The sequence below is a fragment of the Thioclava sp. NS-SX20 genome, from assembly GCF_057380695.1.
Map to the genome: position 1 here is coordinate 2,549,903 of NZ_CM170816.1, position 19,800 is coordinate 2,569,702.

Below are 19,800 nucleotides of genomic sequence, written 5' to 3' on the forward strand. Positions count from 1 at the left end.
ACCGCTCGATCGCGACATATGCAGCGTAGCCGCATCCTCGGAATGCTGCCATTCGTCTAGCGCCGCAGCAAACACACGGCCAAGAAAATCGCAATGCGGGAGTTTACTGCCGGTCGCTCTCGCAATCTCGCTAATTGAAGCCTTCATAGCCAGATCCAGCAAGAGGGCGAAGAACGCCCCGCGCTGCTTCAGCTACCTCAATGAGCTAACGAAAGTATTTTGACGGGGGCGGTTCTTCCCCATAATTGGTGTGACTGGCCGCAGAAATTCCTGTGGTTTAACAGGAGGATGGATTGTTGATTCCAAGCACGATCTTGAACAGCGAGAATGAAGATGGTGCCTTGGCGGCATTCGGGGTCTATGACCTTGGCTGAACCCTTGCTTCCGCACGATGTGATCGCCGGTGCAGAGGTACGGGAACGCCCGAACCTGTTCGTGATCGGTTGCTACGACCGCCGCATCACCTTCTATTCTCAGCAGGTTCGGGCGCTTTCGCTGGTCCACGCACTAAAGGAACTTGGCTATCTCAATTCCAATCCGCGCATCGCAGTGATCGGCGGGGGTGCGGCGGGCGTAACTGCGGCTGCGGCGGCGGCACTGGTGACGAGGTCAAATGTATGGCTGTTCGAAACCGCCGGCGAGTTTCTATCGCTTCAGTCGACCACCGAGCGGCGCCGCCTCGATCCACATATCTACGACTGGCCGGAGTTCGATACGACCGATCCAATTGCTGATCTACCCATCCTCGACTGGGAGTCCGGCAGCTGTGTGTCGGTGCGCGCCGATGTCCTGACAGGTTTCGAATATATCAGCTTGCACGTCGCCCCGCGGCTGCAGAACCGATCATGCGCGCTGCAGACAGTGGTACAGCGACGGCCGATATTGTGGCGCAGCTCGCGCGGCCCGACCGTCGCGCGATCAATGATCTCGGTACCTACCTCGCCCTGACGCATTTCCTGGGTCAAGCGGCGCAGCAGCGGTTCACCAGTCGCGACCCACGGGATCAGTGGCAGGCACTGAAGGGGCCAAGCGGCATCGATCGGCTGGAGCAAATTCGAGTGGGGCTGCGCGGGCGTCCGACGGTGGCCGCTTTCACACGGCGTATCGAAACGCAGCAGAAGGTTGTTACTACGCTTGAGCGCGAGCTCGCCGACTGGCAAGGCTGGCTGACTCGCCTCGAGCGGCTGCGTACAGCGGCTCGCGCGACAGGCGTGCTGACGGAGGCCGAGGTCACAGAGCGAATCGATCAGCTGGAGACCGAGTTTCTGCAGCTTATGACGGTACAGATGCCTGCGATCACCGGGGAGGATATCGGGCAACGGCTTGCAGCCCTAGGCGACTGGATCGGTGACGCACTCCGCTCGCTGGGCGAGCGTAAGGCGGCGCTCGAGTCTTTGGCGCCGCTCGCCGCGCTATATCCAATCAGTCAGACGGAGAGCCGCCTTGATGCGCCAACGCTCGTTAGGTTGCGCCGCGAGGTCAGCGATGCACAAGCTCAGCTCGATCGGGCATTACCACTTGTCAGCACAGCAAATGACGCGGTGACCGCACAGCAGGCCGCGATTGCGACTATTGAACAGAATATTCAGGTGCTTGACGCCGGTAGAGCCGATCTTGGGCGCCGTCAACAGCTCGGGGCGCTTAGGCCTGAGCCGTTATCCCCCACGATGGAGCCGATACCGACAGCAGGCATGGGATCACTCTCGCAGCCATACACGACCTTTTCGCGGGTTTTGTCGCGTGTTGCCATGCGAAGGGCCTCGAGCGTCGCATGGTGCGACGGGCTATCCGTCAGAACCCAAGCCAGTGGCATGCGGGTCGCCACATCCAGGACAAGAACCAGCCAGAGCCGTGTGTGGATGATCTCGTCGATCTCCTCCAACACAGCCTGTTCTTCAGTACTCAGCCGTTCCCACCAGCCTTTCTCTTTCACTGTGGTGATGACGGACAGCTTGCATTCGTCAATGGTAAGGTTCTCCCCCACGCTCAAAGCACGCGTATCGGTGGCGCCACGGGAGCGATTATTCGCAACAAAACGCTCCCCATCCCGCGCGATCGTCACAGCGGTAGAGCCGATCATCCGGATATGTTTGGCGAGGGTCTTATGGGTGACCGGCTTTAGCGGGCCTAACCCGTTCAATACCCGCTTTGCGTTTTCTTCCGTGGTAAGGGTTTCCAGATGGCGGAGGACCGACGACACATTCGGTTTCTTGGGATCAAGATAGATCTGCTCAATCGCCTCGGTCATCAATTCGCGCATTCTGGTCGTGATCCGCGACATATGATTGCCGCGCAACCAGGCCTGATCCACCAAAGCCATATCGTCATAGCCAGACTCGATATAGCGCTGCCTGTATTTCAGCAGGGTCCGGCCGCGCGGTGGTATAGCGACCAGTTTCGTGGAGCCACCGCGCAGCGCATAGGAGATTGGACGCGTCCTATACCCTTCGCACGTAACCTGCGCCGGATATCATCGTGCCGTACTAAATTGATGCTCGTCGTGTCCCAAGACATTGTCGTCCAGATCCTCCAAATCGAGCTGCAGAAAAAATTGTTTACAGCGCTCAGAGAGAATCATGCCCGTAAAGGGACGCGGATCAAGCGTTTGTTTTTGGGGAGAATTTATGGAAGGGGTTTTATGGAATACAAAACAGCAGGCACGGCCGATCCTCAGCGGACATATGGCAAATGTTTTGGCGAACTGCTCAGATACAGCAAGCTATTGACTATCCTTCCAGAACTCCGCAAGGCCGCTACTTTGACAAAAGTGTTAAAATAATCGGCGCAATATGCGACAATTTGTCGCATAAATTGTAGATTAAACATGCGACTTCGCACACCATTTTTCCCACTCAGAAAATAACTTGCGAGCAGAGAATAATGAACCCAAAATAAAACAAATCATGAACATTTGAGGGCGGCATGAAATTCTACGTTTCAGAAGACTGCGACAAATCCCGTGGTGCAGCCATCAATTTTATACGTCGAATACAGCGTGTCGCTCGATCGCAGGAGTGCTCGATTTCCTTCGCAGGACTGCAGTATCTCGGGCGGCAACCATCTGAAATCATGAACAGACTATCTTCACTGCATCGAGCGGGTGCTTCTATCGACGTAAAACTAGGAGATGCTTGCGACCTGAAACTTGGGCAAGCCGTACCGGAGTTGCTGCAGGTCTTGTCGGCGATGGAACGGCAAAATACGTCACAACGAACAACGCAAGAGTTGCGCAGCGGGAAGTCCCCGAGATCCGCGTCCGGACGACCGTTAGTGATGACGCCTCAACGTCAGGTGACCGCTGCTCGAATGCTAACCCAAGGAAAACGCGGAACGCAGATCTTGTCAGTAGTCCGTGCGTTGTCAGGTCCGTCGATCAGCCAATCCGCATATTATCTTTGGCAGAAGGCATGGCTAGCAGGGAGGAAAGTTTCGGGACAAGCCGTTCGGCACCAGTGAATTGTGGCGTTGCAAACCGAGCTACAGGTCAAAAATGGCGGCACTTCAACTGATAGGTTGATTTTACGTCACTGAACAAAACATCCGCAAGCCTGAAGAACGGCGAGTGGTTAATCATGCGTAAAGCCCTGTCGACAATCGGGCGGGAAGCTGACTTGCGGCAGTGCGGCTTGGCGCCTGCAGCGATTTTGGAACAGCGCTCATTCAGACGCCGTGCAGCAAGGAACGCTGCCTTTTGTCCATCAGGGCAATCACGGACCTTCGCTGCGCAAAGCATGAGTGTCTGCTCTGCGCCGAAGTTGAAGATATGCTTCTGAGGGAAGATTCCAATGGCTGTCGCTCGGCCCAAGACAAGGTGAGCAACAGCAGCTTTGACCAATACCCCTCGACTTAAACCGTGCGTCCAATGACTTGGCTAACACGCGCCCTTGCGCCATGATGTCTAAGATTCACATGGCAGTTTGTGAGAACGTTGCAGTACATTGGGGATGTCATTGGTGACGCGGATTCAGAAAATCCTCCAGTGTGGAGGCAGCAATGCACATTGAAAGTATCGCGGTCCGGAATTTCCGGTTATTGCACAATGTCGAACTCGGCTTCGATGCGGCGACGACGGTAATCGTCGGGCGCAACAATTCAGGAAAGACCTCGCTCGCTGATGTTATTCGAAAGTTCCTAGGAGACAGGTCCTCCTTCGCGCTCCATGATTTTTCGAGTGCCAGCTATGACAGCTTCTGCGCGGCGCTAACGGCGCATCAAGCAGGTAAGCCAGACGAAGAAGTCCGCGCTCTTATCCCGACGATTGAGATGCGTGTCACAGTCAAATATGATCCGACTGCTCCCGATTTCGGGCCGCTCAGCGACTTCATCATTGACTTCGACGAAGCGGCCAATACCGCGCAGATTGTCGGTCGCTATGCGCTCAAAGGTGGCGCCATCTCTGCCCTGTTCGATGGACATGTCGACGCGGACTTCGTGAAAGACGATGGCCAGATGGACGACGGTCAACGCCTAGCATTGTTCAAAGACCTTGCACTCAGAATACCTCAACTTTATGCAATCGATTGGCGCGCCGAGGATCCTGGCGACCCTACCAACATTAAGATTGTCGAAAGCAGCGCGGTCCGCGGCCTGATCGACTGCCAGTTCATCAACGCCCAACGTGGGCTGGACGGCGAAGGTAGCCGCGAGAGTGATGTGCTCGCTGGTGTCCTCGAAGGGCTTTTCGCCAGCGCTTCACTTATGACCGCCGAAGGCGATCAGCGCGACATCGCTGAAAGCCTTGAGAGTGCTGTGGCCGACATTCAACTCAAGATCGACACTGATTTCAAGGAGCAGTTGCAGCGGCTGATGCCGGCCATCCGGAGTTTCGGTTTTCCTGGGCTCGAAGGGCAGGAGCTACAGACCGAGACCAGCCTCGACGTCCAGCGGCTGCTCTCGAACAACACTAAGGTCCGCTATAAGGGCTATAGCAATGTTGACCTTCCGGAGTCCTATAACGGCCTCGGCACTCGCAATTTGTTGATGATCCTTTTCCAGATTGTCGGCTTTTATCGGCGTTTCCGCGCCCATCCCCAAGCGCCGATTGTCCAGCTGATCTTTATCGAAGAGCCGGAGGCACATCTCCACCCACAGATGCAGGAAGTCTTTATCCGGCAATTGGGCGAGATCGCCAAGCGGCTTCAAGGCGACGATCCGGCGCTATGGCCAGTCCAGTTCGCGGTCTCCACCCACTCCTCACACATAGCCAACGAAACGCCCTTTTCGAAGATCCGCTATTTCATCGCCAGCTCGAAGGACAAGCCGGCTGGTGTCCGCTGCACCACGATCAAGGATCTTGGCAAGGGCTTGTCCAGCCTGACTAGCAACAGCGAAGCGTTTCTTCAGCAATATCTTACCTTAACGCGCTGCGACCTGTTTTTCGCGGACAAAGCGATACTGATTGAAGGCACGACTGAGCGAATTTTGGTGCCCGAAATCCTGCGCAAACTGGATGCCGAGCGGATCAAGGCTGACGCTCGACAGGAAATTCGCACCCAGTATATCACCTTACTGGAAGTGGGCGGGGCCTATTCCTATATGTTTCAACCCTTGCTTGAATTCCTCGAGCTTAAGTCGCTGATTGTTACAGATCTCGATGCGGTTCGCCCCGAAAAGACCGGAAAAACCACGAAGCTCGTCAAGCGACCCGTATATTTGAGCGTGACGACCAGTAACGCGACACTGAAACGCTGGTTCGATAAGCGTCCGACCCTTGCCGAACTCATCGCCATGCCCGATTCTGATAAGGTCAAAGGTCATGTCCGAATCGCCTATCAAATTCCCGAGGCCGCCGGCGCCAATTGCGGGCGGACCTTCGAGGATGCCTTCATCTTCGCCAATCCCACGCTGTTTGCGATTAAGGGTGCGACCGATAATGAGAAGGCCGCCTGGGCGTTCGACTATGTCGGAAACCTCAAGAAATCCGCTTTCGCACTAAGGCTCGCGACGGGGGCGAAGGCATGGTCCCCGCCACGATATGTGTCAGAAGGGCTCGAATGGTTAGCCGGCGCGCCTGCACCCGTAGATACCGATCCCAATCTCGCGCTGATTGCGGCAGCGGCGTTGGCGCCTGAGCTGGCGATCGCCGACGAAGTCGAAGGGGGCGGCCATGGCTGACACGCTCGTCAATCCAGCAGAGGAAGCAGCGGCCAAGAGCTGGGAGAAGTTGAAGGGCGCTCTCGATGCAGGCGACAGTTTCGTGTTTGAAGCCGGTGCCGGTGCCGGCAAGACCTATTCTCTGCTGCAGACGCTTGACTATCTGATCGAGAAGCGGGCGCGTGAGCTCATGCGCCGCAAGCAGCAGATTGCGTGCATCACCTTCACGCGCGTAGCGCGCGACATGATCCTGACGCGGACAGACAGCAATCCAGTCGTCTATTGCGAAACTACTCACGCGTTCGCCTGGGAGCTAATGCGCCAATTCAAGCGGCAGGTCCGCGAAGCCGTGCTTGGGCTCGACGCGTGGTCTGAGCGACTGGCGGAGGTCGATGAGCCAAACATGCTCGAAGTCCACTATGATCTCGGCCACCGCGTCATTGAGGACGGCAAGTTGAGCCTCCACCATGATGACATCTTTCCGGTGCTGATTCATTTACTCGACAATGCCAAGTTTCGCGCCGTCTTGACCAGCCGCTTCCCGATTATCCTCGTCGACGAGTACCAAGACACCGATGCCGCACTGATCTCAGCGCTTGATCGCTATTTCTTCGGTGTAAAAGGCGCGCCTCAATTCGGCTTTTACGGCGACCATTGGCAAAAGATCTACGGCGACGGCGTCGGGATGATCGAGCATCCGGCGTTGGCACGGATCGATAAGGGGGCCAACTTTCGCTCGGTCAAGCCTGTTGTAGATGGGCTCAACCGTATCCGCCCCGAACTTCCCCAGATCGAGCGCGACCCCGATTTGCCAGGGATGATCCGCATCTTTCACACCAATGGCTGGGCCGGAAAGCGCCAGACCCGCAACCATTGGCAAGGCGATCTGCCGGCTAATGAAGCGCGGGCGGCGTTCGTCCGGACGCGTGAAGCGCTCGAGGAGATGGGCTGGGATTTCGGGCCTAAGCATACCAAGATATTGATGCTGACTCAGCGTGCGCTCGCCAATGAGCTCGGCTATGGTAGCCTGCCCGGTATCTTCCGTTACAACGACGCCTTTGCGCGGAAAGCCGATCCGCATATCGCATGGTTTGTGGATCAGCTCGAGCCCGCAGCGAAGGCGTTTGAGGCACGTCGTTTTGGCGCAATGTTCGAAGCGCTCGGCCGCAGCGCGCCACCGGTACATGGTGCCGCCGACAAGAAGCGCTGGTCGCAGACCATGGCGCGCATTCTTGAGCTTCGCACAAACGGGACAATCGGCGACATGATGGCCCATCTACTTAGGACTGGGCTGCCCGAGCTTCCAGAGGATGTCGCCAAGACCGAGCGCCTGCTCGCAGCACCGCTTGCCGAAGGAGAGGAACGCTCGCGCCGGCTGGTCGAGATCGAAAAGCTCAAGGCCGTGCCCTTCACCGAGATCACCGAACTTGCCCGATATCACGCCGGCACTTCGCCGTTCGAGACCAAGCATGGCGTGAAGGGCGACCAGTTCGAGAATGTGCTTGGTGTGTTCGGGCGCGGCTGGAACGATTATAATTTTGACAACTATCTGCGCGTTGCCCGCGATCCGAGTGCAGTGGCCAATGCCGCGGGTTTTGAGCGCGCGCGCAATCTCTTCTATGTTGTTTGCTCGCGGCCTAAGGAGCGACTGGCGCTCTTGTTCACTCAGAAACTAAGTGATGAGAGTCTAGAAACATTGACCGATTTCTTCGGAACGGACGAATTGATCGATATCGGTGGGCAGCTTTAGTCTGGGAATAGATCTGATCGCCTACACGACTGCCAAGAACGGCTAGCTTTCTCAAGCGAATGTCCGCAATCGGCCGATATTGTTGAATAAGTCCCTCTAATCTGCAGATGCAGGTTTTGATGCAGAATTTCTTCCCGTCAATATTCAGATTTCGCCGTCAAAGAGGGAATTGCGCCCTACCGATAGAACATTCGTTTCATAAAATCTGACTATCCCAAGCGCGCATGACTTTTTCAACACAATCGGCCGATGCTGTTGAAAAACTCCAATGACGGCCAATTTCGGCACTACATATTGTCTTTTGGCGCATCAGGTGGCGCATTTAGGACGCGATTTTGGCGCCGCCTGACTTTTTCAACAGTATCGGCCCACAGCCGGCGTTCACCTGGCTGGCCGCGCTGCGGCGCAGCTCCCCTTTTCCGGACATTCACCAGGCTGGCCATCGGTACTCGCGTTTCCGAAGCAGGTCATTCGTAGCTTTGTGCTGCGATAAAACCGAGCTGTTACCTCGGAACCCCGAGATGAATGTCTCAGAACAGCTGGGCGACAAGGCGGCTCAGCTCTAGAATTTTCTGAAAATCCATAACATTACTGTTGCACCAAGGCCCTATATGCCTCGAAGTTTAAAGAAGCGTGCATGGCCCCTTGCCTCAAACAGCCTTTCGCCCGTTAATCGCACAGTTAGAGCGAAGGAGCATGGGGTTTACGCTTGACGGTCTTAAGTGTTAGCGCATCGGAATATCTCGGAAGGACTGTGACCGGCAGGTCGCATCCGATGAAATGCATGTGCGAATGCGAAGACGGAAGCGAGAAGGAGGTCTATGTCAAATACAAGGACTTTCACGAAGACCTTGTCTTTGACCACCTTGTGGGCGAATTGGTCGCAAATCAGTTCGCACTAGATCTCGGCCTACCCGCAGCCACGCCTTGTCTCGTGTGCGTCGATCAAGATTTCCTGGCTGCTCTTCCGCGTGACGAGGAGGGCGACGCACTCCGAGCAGCGTTCGACGCAACCGGCGGCATCGCGTTCGGCTCAGTAGCCTTTGGCGCGAACAGAAGATGGGCACCCACCAACATCGTCCATAAGGGGCAGCTTCGCCAAGCGACCCAGCTCTACTTGTTCGATACCATCGTTGAGAACTCGGACAGGGGCGTTGGGAACACGAACCTTCTAGCCCTGGGCCACGATTTCAAGGTGATAGACTTCGGACACAGCTTTCAGCGCTGCCACGGTGGTTCGGACTACAATGCTGGGGCATTCCCCTGGCAGCATGGAGGTATCGTCAACCACTTCCCCGGAAACATGCAGCACGTGCTGCTCAGTGGCCTTAAAGATGTGACCGAGGAGATGATAGACGACTTCACGACGAACCTGGCAGGGCTGTCAGACAATGTTATCGAAGACTATGTTACCATAGTGCCTCCTGCGTGGGGGGATGAATGCGCGTGCAAGATCGTGGACTATCTGCTAGACGCGCGCGACAACGCGGATGGATTCTCAACTCGAGCGAAGGAGGTGCTACTGTGAAACGTAAGTTCAAGTTCGACTACTGCCTCCTGCAGTACGAACATAACCCATGGCTTAAGGAACGCCTCAATATCGGCGTGCTACTGTATAGCGAGGCAGCTAACTTTCTTCAGCTTGAAACTCGAAGCTGGGACGGTCGCATCCTGCAGTCCTACCCAAATATTGAAAAGGCGTCTTTCACAGAGGACCTTAATCAGATTGCGCGGAGCATTAAGATATTTCTGCGCACAGATTTCAAGCAGCCAAGTCTGCTCCCAAGCCTCAATTCACTACCTTCAATCGATCAGAGCGAATATGGCGCATTGCGGATAGCTCAACTGCTGTCTCCCGACATGGATACTAGCTACCGATGGGAGGCTGGTGGAGTTGGGGTTTGCAGTTCGCCCTCAGAGAAGCTTGATCAGCTTTTCCATCGTTTCGTCACTTCTTATGACAAGCCTAAGAATGATGCGAACCGCAGTGATAGCCAAGTCTGGTCAACTTTCAGCTCCAAATTATCAGAACGCAAGTTGGATCGCTTTATTGAAGTGGACAAGACCGTTACCACAGATCTAGGTCCTGTGAAGTTTCACGCGGGATATAGGAACGGAGCACTTCACGTCATTCAGCCCCTTTCCTTTGACCTTAAAGATGAGGAACAAATTGGATCAAAGGCTGCTAGGTGGGCAGGTTACGCACAAGCGGTGAAGAGCTACAGCCAAGGCAGCGTGCAATCTCATTTTGTACTTGGGCATCCCTGCAAACCTAATCTTGAAGATTCGTTCGATAGGGCCAAGAAATATTTGGAGAAGATCACCGGAGCCAGAAACGTTGTAACTGAAGAAAATTCGAGCGACTTTGCCGATATTATAGAAGGTCAAATGCAGGGGCACTGACCCGTCTCGCTGCAAGTCTTGCACTTCATTGCTAAGCCATGCTCAGGAGCCTCCCTGCCAAGAATTTTGCTAAGGTCCGTTTCTACACGAGATCAAGAGTGCCCATTTAAGTCCCGTCCCACCGTGCAGCTGCTTGGCATGATGCTGCGGCGGGCACGGAGGTCGATCTGGAAAACGTCTCTACCATTTCAGGCGCAGTTAGCAGATATCGCAAGTTTCGCTTTATTTGAGGGACGCTACCGCCTCTCGGCGCTTGAGTTCCATATCATTTATAGCGGTTTCGAGATCCGGCGATATTGGATTCTCTGGTCCTGGCAGCGGCAGGTCGGCCAGGAACCGCCAGCGGCGATCGAGCGCAGCAAGCGATACCTCATCGGTATGACCGCGCCGCGTTTGCCGAAAGAATAAGCTTCTCAACTCATTTGACACGGGCTTGCCCTCACGCATCCTCTTCGCGGTCCAGAGCGTAACATCGACAAGCTCGAGCCCAGCACTTTCATCGCCAGGTTTGTATTCAGGTGGAATTTCCGGGAGCTTCGAATAATCATACTCGGGCATGCCAGGTCCGAGACTAGAGTTATGGCCGCGGAGCTTCTGGTAAATTTCTGCCAACTCGGCTTGTGCTTTATTAAACTCAGTCTGACGGTCGACAGTAATCTTATGCACCTTCTGCCCCATGGCCGTTGCCTGCGTACCGATTCCGTAAAGCACCGATTGGAAGCCGACCAGATTTGGAGAGATCTGCAACGAGGTGTCGTAGTTGCCCACGCCGTAGCTTATCTCGTCGGGATTTGCACCTGCCCAGCGGATAGCACCATCAATGAGTTCCCGAGAACGGGCGTCAGGCAGTCTGTCGATGTTGGCTAGTAGCCGCCCGTGGACATCTTGGAGCATCTTAGCGCAGCGTGCAGGGTTTTTCTCCAGCCTCGCCTTCCACGCAGCTTTGGCGATGTCCTCATCGAAAAGGTGCGCAACGTTGAACAGCAAGGGGTAACGCAGTGGAGTCCAATAATGTTTCCACGCGACTGCGTCATTCAAGCCTGCATCGAAGACCTGGTCGAAATAGCTAATGATTGCATGGTCTCTCTTGTCGACCGTGAAAATCGAAAACCGAAGGTCGTTCTTCTTGCTAAATTTCTCGATCCGCTCAGCTATTGTCGTCAACTTTGCAACGCCAAGCTCATTGGCGTGAATTCGCTTCACGCCAAGCTCTTTTCTAAGCGTCCGCAATAGTGGAGCGGAAATCACGTCCAGATTCGCGCGGGCTCCGAGAACCCCATAATAGAGCAGTGGTTGGGCAGGGTCGAATAGATGCAACCCTGTGTTTCCGCTTTCATCGACATAATAATACATAATTTCCCCCGGCGGACCGAACACACTATGTGCCGGAGCATCTTTCACCGTCAATGCCCCGACAGCTAAGGCCGCATTGCACCCTCTGTGTAGATCACGCACGGCTCGACGGGATGATCCTTGCGGAATGTCCGCTTCGGTGGCGTGGCAAAGTTGCGCTAGCACGCGCCGCGAACTGCAGCTTTCCGCCCTTTTTGCAGCGAACTATCGGTTTGGAGGCTTTTCGCATGGGGTGAATTCGGCCCACAAAAGGCTTCCACCTGAGGTGCCTCTGCACAGGCCTACGTATTAAGTCGCTGATAGTTCTACGAGGCGTTTCAGAGAACTACCGGCTAACCTGCATTGATGTTTTGGGGTGGTGTGTCGACTAAGACACCTAACTGTGTCGGATTTCCCATATTGACTGCGGTTTGGTAGCTTTATGCTCCAAATCTGCACTCTTATGGTCCAACTACAAAAAGAAGGATGGTGCCGCTGAAGGGACTCGAACCCCCGACCCCATCATTACGAATGACGTGCTCTACCAGCTGAGCTACAGCGGCATCCTTCTTTTACACGGCCCTATTTGTGACTTAGGCCGCCTGCAAGTAACTGGCGTTGCACTTCCTTCATTCACGGGCGAACCCTTTTATCACGAATGATGTGCTCTGCCAGCCAAGCTACACCTGTACGGTGTGGCGCGGCAATTAGCATGCCGCGCCGGGGATGTGTAGCCCCTATTTTATCCCAAAGCGGATTTCTTTTGATCTTCTCCGGTTCCGGCAGACATCAAGGGGTCCGACCCCGTGCTGTTTTCGTCCGCAGGAGGCTCTTCGGTCGCCCCGGTCACGATCTCGGCCTCTTCAACCTCGATCCCCGCCTCTTCGGCATTCCGCTCTGCCTCGCTTTCGGTCATCACGGCCGGAGCCCCCACGATCAACGGCAGCATCTCTGCCCCATGCGGCAGGGGCTGGTCCGATTTCGGCGGCTCGCGCCAGCTAAGCGTATCGAATCCACCGCAATTATCGCAGACCGGTGTCCACTCGCTTTGGATATTCTGGCAAGCGTCACAGCACCATTGCGGGCCACGCGGCGCAGTCAGCGCCTTGGCCAGCCAGCCACGAACGACCGCGTCATCCGAGCCTTCGCCACGCTCTACCGCAGCCATAATGGCCAGCACGCGCGAGGTGGGATGGGTGTCGGCCAGATTGCCCAGCGCCCGACGCGCCTCGGGGAAGTTTTCCGCTGCGATATTCAGCTCGGCCCGCAAAAGACGGGTCTCTTCGTGATCGGGGCGCAGCACCAAAAGCTTCTGGAAGCGCTTCAGGCGCGCCTGCGGGGTCTCGTCGGGCAGGATCGCTGCATAGGCAGATGCCAGATCCGGATGCGGCTGGGCCTCCCATGCCTTGCGGATCACCCGCTCTGCATTCTTCGGCTTGCCCTTTTCGATATAGGAACGGGCCGCCAGGGCCGCCGCCGGAATTAGATCGGGCGAGGACTTATTGGCCGCAATCGCGGCTTCGCGGGCCTCGATGCTGGCCCCCTCGTCGAGAATACCTTTGGCCTCTTGCAGCGCCAGCACCGCGTCACGGCGCTTGGCCACATCTTTCGGCAGCAGACCGCTATGCCGCTTATAGCTGATCACCTTGCGCGCATCGCTCCACTCGCCCTTCTCGGTCGAGAGCTTGAGCAGCGTATCCTGCGTTTCCTCATGCGACGGTTTGAGGGCATAGGCTTTCTGCGCAAGCGCCAGCGCGGTATCGGTATCGCCCTCGGCCAGCTTCTGGCGCATCAACCCCCGCACACCGATAAAACGGGTGCGCTGGTCCGATAGCAAAAGCTTGTAGGCTTCTGTCGCTTTCTTGGTGTCCCCTTTGGTTTCCGCCGCCTGCGCGACCAGAAGATTGGTCAGCTCGGGGCGGCCCAGCAGGCGTTGCGCCTTCTTGGCCTGGGAATAGGCCAGACGCCCCTCGCCCGATGCGACAGAAATCATGCCATCGGCCAGCGCCTTGTAACCGCGACGCTCGCGCGAACGGTCAAAATAGCGGGTCAGCGCGGTCTCGTCACCCACGAGAAACCGCAAAAGCGCGACCACAAAGCCCACCAGTTTCAAGAAAATGAACACGGCAAGGATCAGCACGAGCGCGGCGATAATCGCCTGAACCGGACCGAGGTTATATTCCACCCCTGCCAGAACGACCTGCACCCCATCCGCCGAACTGGCCAGCGTCATCGCGCCATAAGTGACACCGGTGACCGCAATCAGAAAGACAGCGATTTTGATGAAAGACCAAAGCATGGCCGTCCCTCCTTATTGGACCTGCGAGGCAAGCGAAGCGACTGCCTCCTCAGCGGCGACACGTTTCTGTGCCTGAGCAACCCACCCCGACAGAATGTCCTGCGACACCTGCGGAAGGGCAGAAATTTCGGTAATGGCGGTTTTGAAGTCCCCCGCATCGACAGCGGCCTGCGCACGCGACAGCACGGCATCCGGCCCGCTGCCCTCTTGCGGGGCCACGGAACGCGCCCCTGTCTGCGTCAGAAGGAACGTCTCTATGCGGGCGCCCAGATTATCTCCGGCATCCGCGCGACGGGCCGCATCCAGTGCGCTCCGTGCAGGCGCGGGGAAGGCCTCCTGTAGTGCCTTGGTGCTTTGGGGTTCGATCCCTAGCGCCTCCGGCACATCAAGCTTTGCATCGCGCGCCTGTGCCACGGGTTCGGCAATCGGGGTGCCATTGAGGAGCGCGGCGCGGATTTGCGCGATGGCCGCGCGGGCACGGGCACGGCGCTCTGCCTCTTCGGCGGCCGCCGCATTGGGTCCGGTCACCCCTTCAAGTTTGGACTGCAGCGCAGTGATCTGCTCTTGCAGGCCGGAGATATCGCCCCCCCCAGATTGCCCCTGAGACTGGCCCATTGCCGCCATATTGTCCTGTAGCGCCGAAACGCTTTGCTGCAACGCGCTGACCTGCGACGACAGATCGGCTACGGATCCTTCCAGCGCAGAGCTGTCAAAGGCCGGTTGCGGCGGGAAAATCCTTGCCTGAATATCTTGCGGAAGCTGCGGCAATGCCCAGATCGCGGCAGCAGCCCCGATGACCGCCGCCACAACGCCGCCTGCCAGTAGCGCCCCGAAACCACCCCGCTTTTCGACAACCGTATGCGAAGCAACCGGCGCGACCGCAGGTTTGACCGCAGGCTCTGGCGTCTCGGGCTCTACAAGAGGCGCCGCCTCCACGGGGGCGGTATCTCCGGCCTCCGGCGCATCCTCTTTCTGTTCGGCCTCTTTCTGTTCGGCCTCGACCTGCTCTGCGGCGACGATATCATCGCTGCCAAAGGCCGTTTCTTCCGCTAGCCCCTCGTTGCGGCCTTCCAGCGGATCATCCGTCTCCACCTCTTCCGCCTCCGGTGCGGTATCGGCAAGCTTTTGCGCGGTCAGGGTGTCAGAGAGAGGCTCCGGAACGGCCGGGACGGATTCGGGCGTAACGCTTTCATCCTTCGCTGCATCAGGTTTTTCCGATTTCTTATCCTCGGGTGCAGCCACGGCAATTCCTCCTAAGCAATCCGCTGTATTGAACCGTGGCCACTCTAGCCCCCGGATCAACCTCTCTTCAAGTCGCAACGCTCCGACATGCCAAACGCTTGAGAAGCTCGACCATCGCAGCCGAACTTGTTTCCCGTGAAACCTCGATATGGGCGTTTGCCACAGCTGCAAGCTGCCGAGCTACAGTAGTGCTGATTGCGCCAAGGTATAGGGGGGCATGGTTTTCCGGCAAATATTTCGTAAAGATCTGTGCCGTACGCGGTGAAAAAACCGGCACCAAAACAGGGGTTTCTCCCGAAAGAAGTGCAAGCGCCTGCCTTGTCGGACGCTGCGGCATCTGTCGATAGACCTGAAGCGCAAAGGCCTGCCGCCCCGCCGCCAGAAGCCCGCCCACCAGATCATGGGCCAGATGATCGCCACAGACATGGACAAACGGCCCCGCACCGCCTTCGGCCAGAATCTGTTGTTCAAGCGCCTTGGCCTGCCCCGCACCGACGCGCACCGCATATCCGGCCTGCCGCGCCACCTCGGCCGTGCGTGCCCCCACGCACCATGCCCGCCGTCCCTGCATCCGGGGAAAAGCCGCCGCAAAAGGCGCAACCGCCTGCTGCGAGGTAAAGACCAGATCGCCCTCCGGACAGTTTGCGGGGGGAAACGGCTCGATTTCGATCAGGGGCGAACACAGCGCGGGCAGGGTCACGCCCGCAGCCCGCAACGCGGCCAGAAACCGCGCATTCGCTTCGGCGGGACGGGTCAGCAAAAGGGTCGGAAACGGGTCCATCGGCATCCTGTTCGGGGCAAAGGGCCGTGAGCGCGGGATTGTCTCATGCCCCAAGCAGTGTTACCTGCAGCCTGACCCATACGCAATCGAGGCACCATGGCCCGGACCCTGACTTTTCTTGGTATCGAATCCAGCTGCGATGACACGGCCGCTGCCATCGTGCGTCACGGCGATGACGGCACACAGATTCTGGCCAGCATCGTTTCGGGCCAGACCGAGTTGCATGCAGCCTTTGGCGGCGTTGTCCCCGAAATTGCAGCCCGCGCCCATGCCGAAAAGCTCGATCTTTGTGTCGAACAGGCGCTGGAGCAGGCGCAGCTCGGGCTGACGGATCTGGATGGGATCGCGGTCACGGCAGGCCCCGGCCTGATTGGCGGCGTGATGTCGGGCGTGATGTGCGCCAAAGGAATTGCCGCCGGAACGGGACTGCCCCTGGTGGGGGTCAACCATCTGGCGGGCCATGCGCTGACCCCGCGCCTGACCGATGGCATGGCCTTTCCCTATCTGATGCTGCTGGTCTCGGGCGGGCATTGCCAGTTCCTGATCGCCCACGGCCCCGAGGAATTCACCCGTCTGGGCGGCACGATTGACGATGCACCGGGCGAGGCCTTTGACAAAACCGCCAAACTTCTGGCCCTGCCCCAACCCGGTGGCCCCAATGTCGAGACCGAGGCCGAGGGCGGCAATCCCAAAGCCTATGCCTTTCCGCGCCCGCTTCTGGACCGTCCGGGATGCGATATGTCTTTTTCGGGGCTCAAGACCGCGCTTTTGCGCACCCGTGACGAGGTCGTGGCCCAGCATGGCGGCCTGCCGCGCGCCATTCGCCGCGATATCTGCGCCAGCTTCCAAGCCGCCGTGACCGATGTTCTGGTCAAGAAATCGCGGCGTGCCCTGACCGAATATATGGACCTCGCGCCCAGCGCCCCCGGTTTTGCCGTGGCTGGCGGGGTGGCCGCAAACCGTGCCATCCGCGCGGGGCTCGAAAGCGTGGCAACCGAATTTGGCGCAACATTTGTGGCTCCCCCCCTGCGGCTTTGCACCGATAACGCCGCGATGATTGCATGGGCAGGCCTGGAACGTTTCCGGCTGGGGCATCGCGATGGCATGGATCTGGTCGCGCGCCCGCGCTGGCCGCTGGACCGCAAAGCGGCCCCCTTGCTGGGGTCGGGCAAGAAAGGGGCAAAGGCGTGATTTCGGTTCTGGGATCAGGGGCTTTCGGCACCGCACTGGCGATCAGCCTGTCGCAAAACGGTCCCGTCACGCTATGGTCGCGTGATGGCGAGCAGGTCCGCGCGATGCGTGAGACCCGCGAGAATGCCAAACGCCTGCCGGGGGCCAGCCTGCCCGATGCCATCACCATCACCGCAGATCTGGATGCCGCCTGTCGGGCGCAGACCATCCTTCTGGCGCTTCCCATGCAACGGACCGCTGCCTTTCTGGCCGAACATGCCCAGCTTCTGAAAGGCAAGACGCTTGTCAGTTGCTCCAAGGGAATCGATCTTGAAACCGGCAAGGGACCGACGGCGCTGATGGCCGCCCTTGTACCGCAGGCGCGCGCCGCCATCCTGACTGGCCCGAGCTTTGCCGCCGATATCGGGCGTGGCTTGCCGACCGCGCTGACGCTGGCCTGCGCGGATGGGGCCGAGGCGCTTCAGGCCGAACTCTCCACTCCCAGCCTGCGCCTGTATCGCAGCGCCGATACCATCGGGGCCGAACTGGGCGGTGCCCTGAAGAACGTGATTGCCATCGGCGCGGGCGTCGTGATGGGCGCAGGCATGGGAGATTCCGCCCGCGCTGCCCTGATGACCCGCGGTTTCGCGGAAATGAACCGGCTGGCCGTGGCCCGTGGTGCACGCCCCGAAACACTGTCGGGGCTGGCGGGCTTTGGTGATCTGGTGCTCACCTGCACCTCCAGCCAGTCACGCAATTTCCGCCACGGCTTCGCGCTTGGCGCAGGCGAGACCATAGACCAGACTGTGACCGTAGAGGGTGTGGCCACTGCCCATGCGGTTGCGCGTATGGCCGAACATGGCGGAATCGAGATGCCGATCGCAGTGATGATCGCCGCACTTTGCGACAACCGAATGACCGTGGCGCAAGCCACTCTGGCGCTGCTTTCGCGCCCTTTGAAGGAGGAATGAATGTTCTACGCCGTAATCTGCCGCGACAAGCCCGACCACCTGCAAACCCGTCTGGACACGCGCGAGGCGCATCTGGCCTATCTCAAGGAAACGGGTATCGTGGCACAGGCAGGCCCCTTCCTCGAGAATGGCGCGATGTGCGGGTCTTTGGTCGTGCTTGAAACCGACAGCCTTGCCGCCGCACAGGATTGGGCCGCAAATGATCCCTATGCCAAGGCGGGTCTCTTCGAAAGCGTCTCTGTCATGGAATGGAAGAAGGTCATCTGATGCGTTACTGGCTGTTCAAATCCGAGCCCAACAAGTTTTCCTGGGACCAGCTCGTTGCCAAAGGAGAGGCGGGCGAGGAATGGGACGGCGTGCGTAACTATCTGGCGCGCAACAATATGCGCGAGATGAAGATCGGCGATCGCGGGCTGTTCTACCATTCCAATATCGGCAAGGAAGTGGTGGGGATCTGCGAGGTCTGCGCCGAAAGCGCCCCAGACAGCACCACCGATGATCCGCGCTGGGATTGCGTGCATATCCGCGCGGTGCGTCCGGTCAAGCTGCCCGTGACGCTGGCCGATGTGAAAGCGGAGCCACGGCTGGCAGAGATGGCCCTCGTGACATCGATGCGGCTTTCGGTACAGCCGGTAACGGAAGAGGAATGGCGCATCGTCTGCGCGATGGCCGAAACCGACCCGAACTGAGCCGGACATAAAAATGAGGGTTCCGGCACCCCTACCAGAACCCTCACCACCCCACGTGCACCCCTACGCACCACACGTGAAACTCTATTTGGTTCTGGCCTTCCTGGCCGGTATCTATGGGTATAAGCCAAGTTTTGCCGCAAAGCAAAAGATAATCGCTTAAAAATAGAGTATTTACAGTGTGTTAATGGAACACATACGGTTGCGCTTGCCAATCCGGCCATTCTCGAGAAAGATTGCCGGACCCCGAAGGCCTGCTATCATCACATCATGAACACCGTCATCATCGTCGCCCACGGCTCCCCCTCGGATCCGGAGCCAAAGCAAGCCGCGCTGGACGCTCTTGCGGCCAAGGTGCAGTCGTTTTGCCCCGATATCCCTGTCAAAGCCGCCACGCTGGCCAAACAGGGTGCGCTGGAAAGCGCGCTGGAGGATTGCGAAAATCCGGTGATCTATCCGTTTTTCATGGCGGAAGGCTGGTTTACCAAACGCGAAATTCCACGCCGGCTGGAAAAGATGGGCCGAAGCGCTGCGCATATGGACCCGTTCGGTATTGATCCGGCGTTGGAGGCGCTGATTCTGCAAGACAGCCTGCAGGCCGCCAAGGATGCCGGTCTGGAGCCTGCCGAAACGGATCTGATCCTTTGTGCGCACGGCTCCAAGATTGCCCGTCGCTCGAAAGACAGCGCCTATGCGATGGCGCAGAAACTACAGGCCGCGGGACCGTTCTGGCGGGTGCGCGTGGGGCTGATCGAAGAAGCCCCCTTTATCGAGACCGTCGCCAGAACAAGCCGTCAGGGCCTGTGCCTGCCTTTCTTCGCATTGCGCGCCGGTCATGTCGAAGGTGACATTCCCCATGCGCTGCGTCTGGCAGGCTTTACCGGCCCGCTTCTGGCACCGATTGGCGAGCATGCGGCGATACCCGCGCTGATTGCACGCGCCATCACGCGCTATATCGCAAATTAACTTTTTCCTGGGGTTTTTCCCGAGAACGGCCGTTTGTCATATAAGCGTTACACAATGTTCGCATAAGCGTCACAGCCGCCCTCTAGCACAAGCAGCGAGCCCAT

16 protein-coding genes and 1 tRNA gene are annotated in these 19,800 nt (G+C 57.9%); 11 read left to right on the top strand and 6 right to left on the bottom strand.

The window, feature by feature from the left end; genetic code table 11:
* The first annotated feature begins 360 nt into the window (after nt 1–360).
* Entirely contained in the window at nt 361–948 is a 588-nt protein-coding gene (locus AC2ISB_RS12555) for a hypothetical protein (protein WP_486575274.1), read from the top strand.
* A gap of 676 nt (nt 949–1,624) precedes the next feature.
* On the opposite strand, the gene AC2ISB_RS12560 is transcribed toward AC2ISB_RS12555, so the two are convergent.
* Nucleotides 1,625–2,320, bottom strand: a complete 696-nt coding sequence (locus tag AC2ISB_RS12560; RefSeq protein ID WP_486575276.1) for a hypothetical protein — start codon at nt 2,318–2,320, stop codon at nt 1,625–1,627.
* Nucleotides 2,321–2,500: 180 nt separating this feature from the next.
* On the opposite strand from AC2ISB_RS12560, the gene AC2ISB_RS12565 reads away from it, so the two are divergent.
* From AC2ISB_RS12565 to AC2ISB_RS12585, 5 genes are all read left to right on the top strand, one after another.
* Nucleotides 2,501–2,779 carry a hypothetical protein gene (locus AC2ISB_RS12565; protein WP_486575278.1) on the top strand — a complete coding sequence of 93 codons (279 nt, stop codon included), beginning with the start codon at nt 2,501–2,503 and terminating at the stop codon, nt 2,777–2,779.
* Between the two features lie 1,214 nt (nt 2,780–3,993).
* On the top strand, nt 3,994–6,114 hold the full coding sequence (locus AC2ISB_RS12570) for an ATP-dependent nuclease (protein ID WP_486575280.1): 2,121 nt from the start codon (nt 3,994–3,996) through the stop codon (nt 6,112–6,114).
* Nucleotides 6,107–7,843 (top strand): UvrD-helicase domain-containing protein, encoded by a 1,737-nt coding sequence (locus AC2ISB_RS12575; protein ID WP_486575282.1) that lies wholly within the window; start codon nt 6,107–6,109, stop codon nt 7,841–7,843. Before AC2ISB_RS12570 ends, AC2ISB_RS12575 begins: the two co-directional genes overlap by 8 nt.
* A gap of 754 nt (nt 7,844–8,597) precedes the next feature.
* Complete coding sequence (locus AC2ISB_RS12580) at nt 8,598–9,371, top strand: HipA family kinase (RefSeq protein ID WP_486575283.1); 774 nt, start codon at nt 8,598–8,600, stop codon at nt 9,369–9,371.
* On the top strand, nt 9,368–10,246 hold the full coding sequence (locus AC2ISB_RS12585; protein WP_486575285.1) for a DUF3037 domain-containing protein: 879 nt from the start codon (nt 9,368–9,370) through the stop codon (nt 10,244–10,246). Before AC2ISB_RS12580 ends, AC2ISB_RS12585 begins: the two co-directional genes overlap by 4 nt.
* Before the next feature lie 222 nt (nt 10,247–10,468).
* On the opposite strand, the gene AC2ISB_RS12590 is transcribed toward AC2ISB_RS12585, so the two are convergent.
* The 5 genes from AC2ISB_RS12590 to AC2ISB_RS12610 all read right to left on the bottom strand — a co-directional run bounded on the left by AC2ISB_RS12590 (nt 10,469) and on the right by AC2ISB_RS12610 (nt 15,900).
* A complete protein-coding gene (locus AC2ISB_RS12590; protein WP_486575287.1) occupies nt 10,469–11,599 on the bottom strand; it encodes a DUF3800 domain-containing protein in 1,131 nt (376 codons plus the stop codon).
* Nucleotides 11,600–12,065: 466 nt separating this feature from the next.
* Nucleotides 12,066–12,141 (bottom strand) — tRNA-Thr (locus tag AC2ISB_RS12595).
* 179 nt (nt 12,142–12,320) lie between these two features.
* Nucleotides 12,321–13,877, bottom strand: a complete 1,557-nt coding sequence (locus AC2ISB_RS12600) for a heme biosynthesis protein HemY (RefSeq protein WP_406735831.1) — start codon at nt 13,875–13,877, stop codon at nt 12,321–12,323.
* Between the two features lie 12 nt (nt 13,878–13,889).
* Entirely contained in the window at nt 13,890–15,119 is a 1,230-nt protein-coding gene (locus tag AC2ISB_RS12605; protein ID WP_486575289.1) for a COG4223 family protein, read from the bottom strand.
* Nucleotides 15,120–15,186: 67 nt separating this feature from the next.
* Nucleotides 15,187–15,900, bottom strand: a complete 714-nt coding sequence (locus AC2ISB_RS12610; RefSeq protein WP_486575291.1) for a uroporphyrinogen-III synthase — start codon at nt 15,898–15,900, stop codon at nt 15,187–15,189.
* 96 nt (nt 15,901–15,996) lie between these two features.
* On the opposite strand from AC2ISB_RS12610, the gene tsaD reads away from it, so the two are divergent.
* From tsaD to AC2ISB_RS12635, 5 genes are all read left to right on the top strand, one after another.
* Nucleotides 15,997–17,091, top strand: coding sequence for a tRNA (adenosine(37)-N6)-threonylcarbamoyltransferase complex transferase subunit TsaD (gene tsaD, locus AC2ISB_RS12615; protein ID WP_406735828.1), 1,095 nt, complete (start codon nt 15,997–15,999; stop codon nt 17,089–17,091).
* Nucleotides 17,088–18,041, top strand: a complete 954-nt coding sequence (locus tag AC2ISB_RS12620; protein ID WP_339108588.1) for an NAD(P)H-dependent glycerol-3-phosphate dehydrogenase — start codon at nt 17,088–17,090, stop codon at nt 18,039–18,041. Before tsaD ends, AC2ISB_RS12620 begins: the two co-directional genes overlap by 4 nt.
* Nucleotides 18,042–18,308 carry a YciI family protein gene (locus AC2ISB_RS12625; RefSeq protein WP_339108589.1) on the top strand — a complete coding sequence of 89 codons (267 nt, stop codon included), beginning with the start codon at nt 18,042–18,044 and terminating at the stop codon, nt 18,306–18,308.
* On the top strand, nt 18,308–18,730 hold the full coding sequence (locus AC2ISB_RS12630) for an EVE domain-containing protein (protein WP_339108590.1): 423 nt from the start codon (nt 18,308–18,310) through the stop codon (nt 18,728–18,730). The genes AC2ISB_RS12625 and AC2ISB_RS12630 overlap by 1 nt, the downstream gene beginning before the upstream one ends.
* A 270-nt stretch (nt 18,731–19,000) precedes the next feature.
* Nucleotides 19,001–19,696, top strand: a complete 696-nt coding sequence (locus tag AC2ISB_RS12635) for a CbiX/SirB N-terminal domain-containing protein (RefSeq protein WP_486575294.1) — start codon at nt 19,001–19,003, stop codon at nt 19,694–19,696.
* Nucleotides 19,697–19,800: the final 104 nt, after the last annotated feature.

Excerpts from the sequence above, each read along its gene's own strand:
- AC2ISB_RS12570 (WP_486575280.1), top strand. The coding sequence starts at position 3,994 with ATGCACATTGAAAGTATCGCGGTCCGGAATTTCCGGTTATTGCACAAT.
- AC2ISB_RS12635 (WP_486575294.1), top strand. The coding sequence starts at position 19,001 with ATGAACACCGTCATCATCGTCGCCCACGGCTCCCCCTCGGATCCGGAG.
- AC2ISB_RS12590 (WP_486575287.1), bottom strand. The coding sequence starts at position 11,599 with ATGTATTATTATGTCGATGAAAGCGGAAACACAGGGTTGCATCTATTC.
- AC2ISB_RS12575 (WP_486575282.1), top strand. The coding sequence starts at position 6,107 with ATGGCTGACACGCTCGTCAATCCAGCAGAGGAAGCAGCGGCCAAGAGC.
- tsaD (WP_406735828.1), top strand. The coding sequence starts at position 15,997 with ATGGCCCGGACCCTGACTTTTCTTGGTATCGAATCCAGCTGCGATGAC.
- AC2ISB_RS12610 (WP_486575291.1), bottom strand. The coding sequence starts at position 15,900 with ATGGACCCGTTTCCGACCCTTTTGCTGACCCGTCCCGCCGAAGCGAAT.
- AC2ISB_RS12555 (WP_486575274.1), top strand. The coding sequence starts at position 361 with ATGACCTTGGCTGAACCCTTGCTTCCGCACGATGTGATCGCCGGTGCA.
- AC2ISB_RS12560 (WP_486575276.1), bottom strand. The coding sequence starts at position 2,320 with ATGGCTTTGGTGGATCAGGCCTGGTTGCGCGGCAATCATATGTCGCGG.
- AC2ISB_RS12630 (WP_339108590.1), top strand. The coding sequence starts at position 18,308 with ATGCGTTACTGGCTGTTCAAATCCGAGCCCAACAAGTTTTCCTGGGAC.
- AC2ISB_RS12625 (WP_339108589.1), top strand. The coding sequence starts at position 18,042 with ATGTTCTACGCCGTAATCTGCCGCGACAAGCCCGACCACCTGCAAACC.
- AC2ISB_RS12600 (WP_406735831.1), bottom strand. The coding sequence starts at position 13,877 with ATGCTTTGGTCTTTCATCAAAATCGCTGTCTTTCTGATTGCGGTCACC.